Below are 14,693 nucleotides of genomic sequence, written 5' to 3' on the forward strand. Positions count from 1 at the left end.
TTTAAGCATAGACCAATTATGTATGACTTACTGATTATGAAATTAATCGCCATGTTAACACTTTTGGGAACTTTAACCTCTTATGGAGCTGCGTATTCCCAAAAAATAAATCTACATCTGAAAAATGCGCCATTAGCAGAAGTTCTGGAACAAATTAAACAGCAGTCAAATCATGATATTTTTTATAATGTTGATTTTATAGAATCTGTTGGTACTGTTGATGCTGATTTTAGAAATGTAAACTTAGAGGAAGCACTTAATGTGTTAAAAAATAGATATGCCATTTCTTATAAAATCAAGAACGGTATGATCTATTTGTTACCACAGAAAGATTTATCTGTACAGAAAGTGACCGTAAAAGGTAAAATCGTCAATGAAGAAGGAGAGCCGATAGCCGGTGCTACGGTACTTGAAAAGGGAACCTTAAATGGTACGACAACAGACGAAAATGGCTTTTTTACATTGACGGACTGTAAACCAAATGCGACCATTGTAATTAAATATATAGGTTTTTTCACCCAAGAGGTGAAAGCTGGTCAAAATGAATTATTGATTAATATGGTTCGCGATGTCGCGGCTTTGGATGAAGTTATCGTGGTTGGTTATGGTAATAGTAACCGTAAGAATATCAACAGTTCTATCAGTACCTTAGATATCGATAATGTCGCTAAATTACCGGTTCAGTCTATCAATGATGGTATTGCAGGTCGTATACAGGGTGTTATAGTGACCAGTAGTTCGGGTGCTCCAGGAGCTAAAAGCTCGGTCTCTATTCGTGGTGCGGGTACGCCGCTGTATGTAATCGATAATGTGATTCGTTCTGCTAATGATTTTGTGAATATCAACCCTGGTGATATCCAAAGTTACTCGGTATTAAAAGATGCTGCCGCTACAGCGCTTTACGGTGCACAAGGTGGAAATGGCGTTATTTTGGTAACCACAAAAAAGGGTAGGGATGGGCAGATGGATATCAACTATACGTTTAATGAAACGATTTCTCAACCGACTATTTTTCCTGAAAAATTGAGTTCTTATGAGAATTTGAAAACGATCAATGATGTATACAAATTTGAGGGTTTACAGATACCTACTCCAGAAAATATTCTGGAATTTTACAGAACACAGGAAAAGCCATTTGAGTATCCAAATACCGACTGGAGAAAAGTTGGAATGAAGGATTTTGCTTCCGAACAGCGACACGATTTGTCTGTCACTTCTGGAACTGAAAAATTGACTTATTTTGCTTCGGGATCTTACTATAATCAAAACAGTAACCTGCGGACAGATAATAACCATAATAAGCGTATTACCTATCGTTTGAATACGGTGAGTAACTTTAAGGAGGTGAACTTGAAAGTGACTACGGGATTGGATGGTTACGTAGAAGACAATATACTTCCGAGTTCGTCTACGGCTTCTTCTTATGGCGCATTCTTTCAGCACATTCAGCAAAGAAAATCTTCACAGCTTGCCTATAATGAATTTGGACTTCCTTCGGCAAATACAACGGACAATCCTGCGGTAGAACTATCAGACCAGTCGGGATATTATAAGTCCAATTCGAGGATTTTTAATGGTATTCTTTCCTTAGAATATACAGCTCCTTTTTTAGAAGGATTGACCTTGAAGGCCAATGGAAACTATAACATGTGGAATTCAAAAAATAAATCATGGAACTTGACTGCTCCCTCTTATGCGAATGGCAGTAAAACACCCATATTGGGAAATCCACCGAATCTAACCGCAACGCGTGGTGATGGAAGTACACTGTTATTACAGGGTTATTTGCTTTATAACCGACAGTTTGGTAAGCATAATGTGGATTTTACTGGAGTATATGAACAGGCTAAAAATTTAGGCAGCTCGGTATCGGCAACACGTCAGCAATATCAAATATTGTTTGATCAATTTGTGGCAGGACCTACAGTAAACCAACTGGCCAGTGGTTCGGAATCTGAAAGTGGACGTGCGGGTTATGTGGGGCGTCTATCTTACAATTATGATTCAAAGTATTTCGTAGATGCATCCTTGCGTTATGATGGGCTGGATCTTTTTCCAAAACAAAAACAATGGGGTACATTTTATGCCTTTTCAGGTGGTTATGCCTTGTCTGAAGAAAATTATTTTAAAGAGCTGAAAGAGCGTAATATCTTGAATTATTTGAAAATAAGAGGTTCTTATGGACTGGTAGGTAGTGCAGAAGGAATTACGCCGTTTTCATATGTACCAGGATACTCCATCAATGCAAATACATGGGTGGTCAATGACCGACCGGTGCAGGGAACTTCTGAGCCAGGGAGCCTTCCAAGTACGATGTTTTCTTGGTATAGTATCCGCGAACGAAATATCGGATTGGATTTCAGTTCACTTAATAGTCGTTTAAGTGGTTCATTTGATTATTTCTATAAACGTACCACTGGGTATGTGGTAGCAGATACACGTTATGCTGCCACTTTAGGTATTGGGCTTCCTCCAATAAACTTTGATCCGGGAGCGATGCGTAGACATGGAGCGGAGTTTAATTTGACCTGGAATGACAAGAAAGGTGATTTTTCATATAAACTAGGTGTTAACTTTACGTATTTCAACCAACTGTGGGAACGTAATCCCGGAGAGGATGATGCAGCCCTTAAAAATCCATATACAAGGGAATCCGGAACGCTTAATCTGGGGGTTGCAACGGGATATACCAGCCAAGGGTTTTATCAGGATAATGCAGATTTATTGTATGGTGCCCGACGGATCAGTTCGATCAATGTGATTGCCGGTGATTTGCGCTACCAAGATTTTAACGGCGATGGTAAAATTGATGGCAATGATCAGACCCGTATCGGTAATGCCTCATTCCCTAGAATCAATTATGGTACAACAATCGATCTTGGATATAAAGCCTGGTCACTTTCTGCTGTAATAATGGGATCAGGCAATCGTGATCGCTATTTAGGTAGTATAATTCAAGGGGGAAGTCCTCAAGGTTTACTGATTTATGGTTTTCAGCAGGATTATTGGCGAACGGACAATACCGATGCCTTGTTCCCAAGGCAGGTATCTACCTCTGGCGTCAATGGCGGTAATAATTTTGTGAGTAGTGATTTTTGGATATTACCGTCTCGTTTTGTACGCTTAAAATATTTTCAATTGGGCTATGACCTAAAGTCACATTTGTTGAAGAATACAAAATTTAAACAATTCAGAGTATTTGCTAGTGGTACGAATCTATTGACGTTCTCGAATACAAAGAAATATTTTGTAGATCCGGAATCTGAACAGAATAATGAAAATTATCCTATTCAACGTACTATTTCTATTGGTGTAAATGTTGGATTTTAAGTTTAATGTATATGAAAAATAATAAAAAGATTACCTATATATCGTCTGCTTTGTTCATGTTGACTTTGTCTTTAAATGCATGTAAAGATGTATTGGATACGCAACCTTTTGACAAGGTTGGTGAAGAAGTTATATGGTCAAACCGTGCCAATGCCGAGACGTTTATCTTTAGTACCTATAGTATCATGAATAATTTTAACGGCGGTCCTGCTACGGATGCTTGGACCATGAATCTGATCAGCATGGATGGTACTTATAATGGTGCGGCAAATGTGTTTACAGAGCGATTGGACCGAACTTCAGATATGGGCTTTAATAACTGGGCAAGTGTACGTCGCTGCAATATGATTATTCAGAACGTGGGAGCTTCGGCAACGATCAGTGAAGCGGATAAAAAAGAATTGATCGCAGAAGCAAAGTTTTTAAGAGCGATGTCCTACTATGATGTAGCGAGAAAAATCGGTCGGATCGTTTGGATCGATAAGGTGCTGACGCCCAATGATGAGCTCATGTTGCCCGCAACTAAAAATCCGACGGAATCATATGGTTATATCATCAAAGATCTGGAAGATGCGGTTGAAGGTCTTACAACTGCAAAAGTAAACGGTAGAGCTAATAAATATGTCGCGGCAGCGATGTTGACCGAAGTATGCTTACAGGCGCTTGCATACGAAGGGTATCCACAGTCTAATACGGTAGCGCCCAACAATGCTTTATTGGCTAAAGTCATTCAATATGGTGAACTAGTTAAATCGGGAGGGTATCAATTGGAGGCCGAATACGGTGCGATGTTCAACGATGTAAAACCCAATTCAAATGAAACAATTTTTGGCGTTTATCGTAAGGCTATTAATACAACCTGCGATGGAACACCGATGCAGGTGATGATACCAAATCTGAATAATGATAATATTAAACGATCCGGTGGAACACCGCTACTGAAATCATCTATTTATATTTTTGAAGCTTGGGGTGATCATGGGCCTTCGATGAATTTGACCGATGATTATTTAGTGATTGACGATCAAGATAAACAGAAAGCTGTGCGCTGGTTTGAAACTACGCAGTATAAAAGTGCTGTGGATGAGCAAGTTTCGATTACATCTTCTGTGATACCAAAAGCAACAGGAGAATCTGAGGTAAAACGGGGCTCGGTCAAGTCTGGCCAAACTGAAACGATATGGAAATTGACCAATACTAACAGAGATGCCCGCTGGAATGCAAGTGTATTGAGTGATTCTTCAGCAGTTTTTTACGGAGAAACATTGACAACGGATGTGAAAGGTAATGCGGGTCGATGGCTGAAATTGAATGGCCATGCTTATTATACTTCGTTGACGAATATGTATTGGCGGAAAGGCGTGTACAATAATGTTAACCCACGCATATATGTGGGTGTGCCAACGGATTATCACTATGTGTCTACGCGTTTGGGACGGGTATATCTTAATATGGCCGAAGCTTACCTGTTGCAGCAAAATTTACCGAAAGCAGTTGAGTTGTTGAATCAGACACGGGTTACCCATGGTCAACTGCCACCCGCGAAACTGTCAGATCTAGCCACAGCGTGGACAGATTATAAAAGGGAGCGAAGAGTGGATCTTGTTTTAGAAAATGACTACTACTGGAGTTTGTTGAGATGGGGAAGATACGGTGGCCATGCTAATCATGGTTTAGCTTCGGGGGCTAAAATTCCTGAGTTGACAACGCTTCCACAAGTGATGGATGTGAGTAAGGATCGAAAGCATTTTTCTATTGTATCGGGCGCTTTCTTTTCATCCAATAATATACGGGAGTTTGATGCTTCTAGAAGATACCTTTTCCCGATAGCACAATCATTTCTGGATCGTAATCCAAATTTTGGTCTTCAGAATCCAGGTTGGTAAGTTTTAATGATAAAAGATAATGAAAATGAAAAGAATACAGATAATAGGCTTCGCAGCTATGATCCTGGTGCTACTGAACGGTTGTCTTAAAAAGGGATTACCGGAGTATGAAAGCTGGGATGTGAATAATATTGATAATGTTTACGTCGAATACCGCTATGAAAGTGGTAAAATATTGAATGATAAACCGGTGGTCGCTTATCAGCGACTGAATGTGCAGAAGAATGTCGTTGCAAATAGCAATACGATCGAATTGTCTATTGAGGTACCGCAAGCGTCTGGTACTTTTACGGAGGAAGTTCGCAAGAAGTTGATGCAGAATTATTTGTGGATGTATATGGATATATCGACCGCGGCAAAAATTGCTCCCATAGGTGGTGCTCCTAAACTAGGTGATCCTGCGGATTTAACGAAGGAATGGCAGTACCAGGTTACAGCGGCAAATGGGAATGCTAAAACATGGACAATCAGGGTCGTGTCATTTAAGAAATAATTAAGAAATACTTTTTAAAAAACGATAATGGAAACTTCTCGTAGAGATTTTATCCGCTTGGCAGGTTTGACAAGTTTAGGGATAATGGGAAATAAGTTAATGGCTAATCCCACTGAGGAAACTTGGACTGATGCTGCGGTACAAAACTTAAAATCGCAGAGCAATATGTGTGGTTTTGCTGCGCCAAAGCTTGATGTGGTGCGCATTGGATTTATTGGCGTGGGAAATAGGGGTGCATCTGCTGTTTACCGGATTGACCATATTCAAGGTGTCGAAATTAATGCCATCTGTGATATCAGAAGAAGTTACGCTGAAAAATCTGCCAATGGAGTAAAAGGTAGTAAAAAGCCTGCGGTATACGCGGATAAGGAAGAAGCATGGAAAGAGCTCTGTGATCGACAGGACATCGATCTGGTTTATATCTGTACACCTTGGTCTTTACATGCGAAAATTGCGAATTATGCGATGAAAGCAGATAAACATGTGGCTATCGAAGTGCCTGCTGCCACTACAGTGGATGATTGTTGGGAATTGGTGGAGACATCGGAGAAATATCAAAAGCATTGCATGATGCTCGAAAACTGCTGCTATGATTTTTTTGAGCTGATGACTTTAAATATGGCTAGACAGGGGATTTTCGGAGAGATTATCCATGGTGAAGGTGCTTATATACATGATCTGCTCCATGAAAATTTTGGAAAGAACAGTTATTACGATATGTGGCGGTTAAAGGAAAATTTTAAGAATGGTAATCTTTATCCAACCCATGGGTTGGGACCGATCTGTCAGATCATGGATATCAATAGAGGTGATAAAATGGAATATTTGTCGTCCATGTCTTCAAAAGATTTCAGTATGGAACCTCTTGCTAAATCATTGGCGGCGAAAGATCCATTCTATGAGCCTTTTGCAAAACATACTTATCGTGGTAATATGAATGTGACGACTATCAAAACCTATCAAGGTCGCACAATTGTAGTGGAGCACGATGTGTCTAGCCCAAGACCGTACTCACGTATCCATCAGATTTCTGGTACAAAGGGCATTGCACAAAAATGGCCGGAACCGGAGCGGATTGCTTTTGGACATGATTGGATCTCTCCTGATGAAATGAAACGTTTGGAAGAACAATTTAGACCTGAAATCGTACAGAAAGTGGGGGAGATGGCAAAAAAAATAGGTGGACATGGCGGTATGGATATGATGATGGATTGGCGGTTAATTGATTGTCTGCGTAATGGTTTACCGCTCGATCAAGACGTTTATGATGCTGCGTTATGGAGTGCAATTGCACCATTAAGTGAGCAATCGGTTAAAAAGCGCTCTAACTCAATTGATGTACCTGATTTTACAAGAGGAAAATGGAAAACCAATCTTAAAATGGAACTGACATTAAAAGGTGGTGGTACCACATCATTTAAATAAGTCGGACGCTTGTATGGCGCAATAATATGTAGTGATCGTATCCTTGGCCTATGACCAAGGATACGTTTTTTTAAATGGATTTGTTTTAATTTAAATAGGCTTAATGATATGAAAACAAGTTATTTATTGCTGGTGATTACGCTATTTTTCAATAATGTACTCCAAGCACAAAAGAAGATCGACGTAACCGAATATGGTGCTATACCTAATAGTTTCTCGGATGCGACATCTGCAGTACGTAAGGCTATAGAGGCTGCTCGCAATGAAACGAGTTCGGTGATTAATTTTCCGGAAGGGAGATATGATTTTTGGCCAGATCAAGCGGAAGAGCATGTTTACTATATTAGCAATACTTCTACTGAGAAAGAATATCCGTCCAAGAAGCAACGGGCAGGTCTTTACTTAAAGGGAATGAAAAACATCACCATCGAAGGCAACAATGCTACTTTTATCTTTCATGGAAAAATGATTTCCTGGATTTTGGACAACTGTGAAAATATCCGGATTCAAAATGTTAAAATCGATTATGAGCGACCTGGTATGTCTGAACTTACTATTGTGGAGGCAACTTCTCAATATGTGATCGGAAATGTGCATCCTGATGCTAAATTTGATATTATCGATAATACCTTAGCATGGTACGGAGAAAAATGGGTGAGCAAAAACTTCCACGCAATATTGGTGGATACGGTAAAGGGTATTAATGTATATAGCAGCTGGATACCTTTTAGAAATAGTAAAGCCCAGATCATTGCACCTTTAAAAGTGAAATTCACCGGTGATTTTTCGAAGTTTAAGGGGAAATCTGGTGATATCTTAACGGTTCGGGATACTTATCGCGATTATGTGGGGGCATTGGTCTATGAGTCGAAGGATATTGCGCTGGATCATGTTTATATGCATTATATGCAGGGATTAGGTATTGTCTCGCAGTTTTCTGAAAATCTACATTACGATCATGTATATGTCGAACCTGCTATGCATAGTGGCCGCGTGATGGCTTCTTCTGCCGACGGTATGCATTTTTCTGGTTGTAAAGGTGAAGTTATCGTTGATAATTGCCGTTTTAAAGGTATGCATGATGACCCCATCAATGTGCATGGAACACATTTAAAAGTGGTTGAAATGGTATCGCCAACGGCATTGAAGCTTCGATTTATGCATGGTCAAAGTTATGGGTTTATGGCATTTCATGAAGGAGATACAGTCGGATTTGTACAGCCGGCAACGCTTCAGGTTTTTAATGATGGCATTATAAAAAAAGCTTCGCTTGTTTCTGAAAGGGAGATGCTGGTCGAATTGGATAAACCCATTTCTAAAGCTGTTCAAGTGGGTACATTTCTGGAGAATATAACGGCTACACCTGCGGTAACGATCAGAAATTCTCGTTTTGAAAGAACGAATACGAGAGGAATTCTGGTGACAACCCGTAAAAAAGTTATCATCGAAAATAATGTTTTTATAGGCATTGGTATGCACGCCATTTTAATTGAAAATGATGCATTGGGTTGGTTTGAGTCTGGTCCGGTACAGGATGTTACGATTGAAAATAATTTATTTGAAAACTGCGCTTATAATTCTTATCCAGGAAATTATATCATTCAGATCTCTCCGCAAAACAGTGCATTTTTACCTAATTATTGGGTGCATAAGAATATTAAAATAGAAAATAACCGCTTCAAAGTCTATGATTATCCAGTCTTGTCGGTAAAAAGTACAGATGGATTGTTGTTTAATAATAATAAGGTTGTGATGACAAATTTTATGAAATCGGGCGACAAGCGAGCTGAAATCCAATTGATAGGCGCTAAAAATGTTACCGTTAGAAATAACGATTTTGGGGGTGAAGATGCGGTGATTGAAATTGAAAAAATGTCTAAAAAAGATATCAAGACGGATCTGAAAGAGATAAAATCGATAAATTAAATAATGGGATGGATACGCTTTCAAATAAATCAAATCGTTTAGAATCGTTAGATGTACTTCGTGGGTTTGATCTTTTCTTACTGGTTGGTTTGCAACCTATTTTAATTGGCGTCGGACAGGTTTGGGATAATATTTATTACCATAGTTTATTGCTTCAATTTGATCATGAAATATGGATCGGGTTTCGTTTTTGGGACCTGGTTATGCCCCTGTTTTTATTTATGACAGGGATAACAATTGCGTTTTCTTTGGATAATAAAAAAGGGTTACCTACCGGGCCGATCTACCGCCATATTTTCAAACGGTTCTTCATCTTATGGATCTTAGGTATGGTGATGCAGGGGAATCTATTGTCCTGGGATTGGCAACAGTTTAAATTATATTCCAATACTTTACAGGCGATTGCGATGGGCTATGTCGTAACGGCAGTTTTATACCTGAATCTGGGGATTCGTAAGGTCGTTATGATCGCTATAGTATTACTGATCGTATATGCTATACCTTTTTTATTGGATGGGGATTATTCGTCGCAGTCAAATTTTGCGATTAAAGTGGATCGAATGCTTTTGCGCGGATTTACGGATGGTGCGTACTGGAAGAATGGAAATGCTATTTTTTCTGATCAATACGATTACAGCTGGATATGGAGCAGTTTAACTTTTTCGGTAACCGTTATGATGGGGTGTCTTGCAGGGAAGTTGATGAAAACTGGGATAAAGACTAACCCGAAACGTGTTTTTTGGCAGTTAGTTTTGACGGGGGTTGTTTGTCTGGCGATCGGATTATTATGGAGTTTACAGATGCCGATTATAAAACGGATCTGGACAAGTAGTATGACGCTCTTTTCCGGAGGGATCTGCTTTTTGATGATGGCTGTGTTTTACTATATTATCGACCTGAAAAAAGTTTTGAAGCCTTTCCAATGGCTGAAGATTTATGGCATGAATTCAATCGTTGCTTATTTTTTAGGGGAGATGATTAATTTTAGATCTGTTGTACATTCCTTAACTTATGGTCTAGAAAATATGCTGCCGACTTATAAACAACTCATTTTGACAACAGGTAATTTTACACTTGTTTTTTTGATCTTGCTAGCATTCTATAGAGCACGCATTTTTGTTAAAATTTAAGTTTATGGTTTACCATTGGTAGGTATTCTAAAAAAAAATTGATGGCTGTGGAGATACAGAAGTTAGTTATCTGACTAGTAGGGTCTTGGTGGGCGTGCGGTGACGTAAAAGCGACTAGTTTTTTTCCTTATTAAAATGAGACGAGATTAACTTTAAAGGTTCACAAACTAAAGGGGATAGCTTTTTACTATCCCCTTTATTATAAAAGGTATTATTTTTTGTTTTATGCATGAAACTCCAGAAGTGACGTTAATCTTCCTAATTGTTTAAGGCATTGTTGATTGATATTTTATTTTATGTCAAGATAATCTGGTGATTCAAGTATGTAGTCACCCATGTTGATTGATATTTTACTTTTTCCTTTTGGCAAATTTGTGGGAATCAAAAATGTAAATTCATCAGACGTTCTATTAAGCATAATAATTGGAGTATTACCTAATTTGTAAGTGGCAAATACTGAAAACCCTTTTCCCTTAACAGTAATCACATCTCCAGGATAGCCTTCAGTTTTATTGACGGAACTAATAAATCCTTTTTCAGATTTGACGTTAAAAGTTTTATCCGCAAAAGTCGTTTCACCATCATTTGCTACATAGCAGACTGAAACGGTTTTAGTGCCACTACTTTCTGAGCTGTTGTTAAACGTAATTTCTCCATTTAGTGCTAATGCAATAACCTCATGTTCGCCAATGCGTACTACATAGTTGGTATAATCTATAAAATTACCTTTTATCGTAATTTTTTCTTCAGGATATACGGTCGTAGTACTGATGTCGGCTATTTTTAATTTGCGGACTTCTACTGTTTCGGTACTGCTTATGTTAAAAAATGGATTGGAAATTGTCACTGTATATGTTCCGTCTTTCATTTGAGGAATCTTAAATGAAAACCCTCGGTCGTAATAACTTGGCTTCTCTACTACTTGTTTTCCAACATATATCGTGTTCCATGCCGCTCCGTAAAATTTTTCAAAATTATCACCAGTAATAAGAGAATTTGAAGATGGGTGGACAACTTTAGGGGATATATGTATGTTTTGTCCCCCAGGCTGAAGAAGTTCAATAGGGTGGGGGAAGATAATGCTATCATTACCACTTAAATAACCAATTTTGAAACTTGTACCTTTAAGGCCATCTATAATCGCTAGGGATATCGTACTTTGAAACTTGAACTTTTGTCCACCTATTAATAACCATAACTCATCCCTGTAACTATATGGTCCGGGGAGATTAGTTCCAGTGAAGGTAATGGCATCTGTTAGATACACTTTTTTTTCTGAAGGAGGGTTTAATTTGGCCACAATGATCGTTTCACATAATTCAAAAATAAATTTTTCAGTGTTAGATTTTTGTTTAACGAGATTGAAACGGATACCAGCCCCATGATCTAAGGAATTTTGGGGTACAATAAATGTGATAAGATTTTTTTCCGTGTTGATGGTGAATGGTATACTTACATCATTTATTGAGTTTTTTAATTTGAAGTCCTTATCAATACCATCAAAATTGCCTCCTACCGATATGGTATCTCCCGTATTGGCATATTGGTGAAGCCCTTCTGTTACTTGTAGGTAACCAGCTGTGAAGGGTAATTTATGACTCGTGTAAAATCCTTTTGCTGTTTGGATATAGAATTGTACGTAGTAATCTGTCGCCACTTTGAATGGTGATTTCGGTTTATATTCGTAAGAAATCGGTCCCAATTTAGGCGTTGTACCAAGTGAAATTTTTTCTTCATTTGTTTCTCCGCTTTGGGTATATCCTATCACAATACCGTAGTCTGTTATTTTATCCTTATTTTCCTCTAAGAGTTTGCTTGAAAAGACAATACTTTCCCCATTCATGCTTTCAAGCTTCATCTCGTCAAAAAGAAATGGTTTTGTGATTCCAGCTTCTACACGGTCTTCTGTCTTGCTGCATCCTATAACCAGTAGCGTGATTAAAAATAAGATATAATGGATTAGAGTTTTCATTGCTAATTTTGTGCTGTATATTAAATTAATAAACTTCAAATAATTCTGGTAGCGTGTTTATTTGGTCTTTTGTAATAATTGACAATCTCATCTTGCCTTTTGGTGCATAAGATGGTACTGTGATTTGAATTTCATTATTGTTTATTTCGGTGCGGTATACATCCATATCGCCGAGCATAACGCGATTAATATAGGAAATACCTGCTCCTTTCAGTGTGATCACTTGGCCTATTCTTCCGCGGAGAGGGCTGGCTGAAGTAAGCACAGGTGATTTGATTGTTACAAATTGACTTTTATCGTTGTAAGTAAAGTTGTAATCCTGGTCACGATATCCTATTTTCCATTCACCTGAAGAGAAAGATCTTGGCGATATTACGACTTCGAGTTGATTTTCTTTTTCTGCAACTACCGTCGCTTGGTCTTGATTTTCGGGAGTCAATATCCTATACTCTTGACCTTTGATAAAATTACCCTTGATAGTGACAGTTTCACCATAATGGGGATTAATAGTAGATAAACTGGTCCATTTTAATTTTCTGACTTCAATGTTTTTGGGTATGTTTAATGTACCTATCGGATATCTTAATGTAAGACTGTAGGTGCCGTCTGGGATATCGGGAACGACGAAACTATTATTATTTTCATGATATGATATTTGATATTTATTATCGAAGAGTGCAATTGGATTAAGATTGGTGAAGTATTGACCAAAATTTACACCTGTAAGTTTGAAATCGGAATGCGGATGTACAGCAATACTGCTAAAATTAATTAGCTTTTGGTCTGGTAATTCAAAAGTAACGACATCTTTAAAGATAACAGTATCTCGATCATTAATATATCCAATACGCATGGTCGGAGAGACCTTTTTGAGGTGCCTAAAATAGACGTTATTGGTGAAATCAATAATATTGTCTCCAATTAGTAGTTTTAGATAACCATTGCGTGGATTAGAAGGTGAATAATCATTTGACGTAAAGTCAATTGACTCGCTAAACTTGTAACTTAATTTTGCAGACACTTCTGCAGTGGCTATGACTTTAATTTTTCCTATAATGGCACGGTATGTTTTGTTTCGATCAACTTTATTAAGGGTAATATTTAGTTCTTCACCACTGAAAATGTTTCCAGGGTTTTTGGGAAATTGAAAATTAAGTATTGTTCCATTTTTTTTTACTTCATAAGGAATACTTGTCGTTGTAAAATCATCAATTTGGAGCTGAAAGTCGCTATTTATCATACTGAAATCCCCCTCTATGGTTACTTGATCGCCAAATGCAGCTTTTAACGTTTTCTCTGTCTTTATAACAAGGCCATTAAATACAAAGGAATTGCTTTCTGAACGGTAAACATTTTCTTCAGTCTTTAAGTATAAGAAATAACTATAATCTTGATTGAATTCGAACTTTTTTTTGGGTTTGTAATGATATTCGACGGTACCTACTTTTGGATCTTTGCCCATGCTGATTGTAGTTTCCACCACTTTTTCTTTTCCTGACTCATCAAATAAACGTTCTTGGATAATCCATCCAAAATCAATAATTTTTTCATCATTTAGGTAGGTTACTTTACCTAACAATGTGATTTCATCTTTTTTTAAGTTTTTGTAACCATCTATTTCTATTGAAATTGGAGTTGTATCGATCATAGTTATTTTTTCTTCTTTACTGCAGCTTAGTAAAAAGAAAGAAATAGTAAAGATGAGCAGGCTGTAAGGAAGTGCCGTGCGCAGAATGGAATTGGTAAACTTAAAGTACATGCTAATTAAAAATGTTATTTGATGTGCATAAAAAATCTTTTTATTATGGCTGTAGATTGATCTTTAATAGCAGGTATACTTTAAGGTCCAGTCTTAAATGAAATAAGAGCATAGAAACTAAAAGACTACATGGATTTTGGAGAGCAACTTAACTTTAGTATAAAAGGTGATTTATATTTCGTTCAAATATAAATATTTATTATTTATTACATAGCTTTTTATTGTATCACTTCTAATCAAGTGTTTTAGCTGCATGAGGAAGTTATGGACACTGGTATTGCCTTTTAGTTGTTGTAATTCTTTGATCTCCTCAGCAGTAACGCGTGCATAAAGCATCAGAACGTTTTGTTTGGGGAAAATGTATTTAGATTAATTATCAACATTGTGAAATAACGCAAAATTTTATAATATACCAAAGGGTAAGTGGTACATAATATTAATTTCATGAGGAACTAAAGTATACGATTTCTAAAGTACTGATTCCGCAGTCTCATAGCCGTTTAATTAACCTGCTTACGATCTAATCCCATAACTTTCTTACTAACGGATTAACAATCGCCACTCCTCACCATTTAACTAACCTATTAACAATGTCACCTCATAACTTTCTTACTAGCTGAAACAGTTCTAAGGGGAATATAAAAAAAGCGATATCTATCCTCAATAATTCTTAAACATAGAAAAGGAGTCTTTAATTAAATCTTTATCTAAACCATAATTGCTTTTTGTATTACCACAAAAAAAGCCTCAGATATGTAACTATCTAGGGCAA

At 37.5% G+C, this 14,693-nt stretch carries 8 protein-coding genes; 6 read left to right on the forward strand and 2 right to left on the reverse strand.

Features of this window, described 5'->3' with window-relative positions; translation table 11 throughout:
- Window positions 1–36 precede the first annotated feature (36 nt).
- The 6 genes from WH188_RS03980 (at window position 37) to WH188_RS04005 (ending at window position 10,190) form a co-directional block, all read left to right on the forward strand.
- Complete coding sequence (locus WH188_RS03980; protein ID WP_339423329.1) at window positions 37–3,330, forward strand: SusC/RagA family TonB-linked outer membrane protein; 3,294 nt, start codon at window positions 37–39, stop codon at window positions 3,328–3,330.
- A gap of 11 nt (window positions 3,331–3,341) precedes the next feature.
- Window positions 3,342–5,216 (forward strand): RagB/SusD family nutrient uptake outer membrane protein, encoded by a 1,875-nt coding sequence (locus tag WH188_RS03985; RefSeq protein ID WP_339423330.1) that lies wholly within the window; start codon window positions 3,342–3,344, stop codon window positions 5,214–5,216.
- A 25-nt stretch (window positions 5,217–5,241) separates the two neighbouring features.
- Window positions 5,242–5,709, forward strand: a complete 468-nt coding sequence (locus WH188_RS03990) for a DUF5018-related domain-containing protein (protein WP_168126001.1) — start codon at window positions 5,242–5,244, stop codon at window positions 5,707–5,709.
- Between the two features lie 27 nt (window positions 5,710–5,736).
- Window positions 5,737–7,134 (forward strand): Gfo/Idh/MocA family protein, encoded by a 1,398-nt coding sequence (locus tag WH188_RS03995; RefSeq protein WP_339423331.1) that lies wholly within the window; start codon window positions 5,737–5,739, stop codon window positions 7,132–7,134.
- Between the two features lie 108 nt (window positions 7,135–7,242).
- Window positions 7,243–9,060, forward strand: coding sequence for a right-handed parallel beta-helix repeat-containing protein (locus tag WH188_RS04000; RefSeq protein ID WP_339423332.1), 1,818 nt, complete (start codon window positions 7,243–7,245; stop codon window positions 9,058–9,060).
- Between the two features lie 8 nt (window positions 9,061–9,068).
- The gene (locus WH188_RS04005) at window positions 9,069–10,190 is read left to right on the forward strand and encodes an acyltransferase family protein (RefSeq protein WP_339423333.1); all 1,122 of its coding nucleotides are present in this window, start codon (window positions 9,069–9,071) and stop codon (window positions 10,188–10,190) included.
- 289 nt (window positions 10,191–10,479) lie between these two features.
- Here the strand turns inward: WH188_RS04005 and WH188_RS04010 are convergent, their stop codons facing one another.
- Complete coding sequence (locus WH188_RS04010; protein ID WP_168126005.1) at window positions 10,480–12,162, reverse strand: IPT/TIG domain-containing protein; 1,683 nt, start codon at window positions 12,160–12,162, stop codon at window positions 10,480–10,482.
- Between the two features lie 25 nt (window positions 12,163–12,187).
- Window positions 12,188–13,921: an IPT/TIG domain-containing protein gene (locus WH188_RS04015; RefSeq protein ID WP_339423334.1), complete on the reverse strand. Its 1,734-nt coding sequence runs from the start codon at window positions 13,919–13,921 to the stop codon at window positions 12,188–12,190.
- Window positions 13,922–14,693: the final 772 nt, after the last annotated feature.

The sequence above is a fragment of the Sphingobacterium sp. MYb388 genome, from assembly GCF_037479535.1.
Taxonomy (GTDB): Bacteria; Bacteroidota; Bacteroidia; order Sphingobacteriales; family Sphingobacteriaceae; genus Sphingobacterium; species Sphingobacterium anhuiense.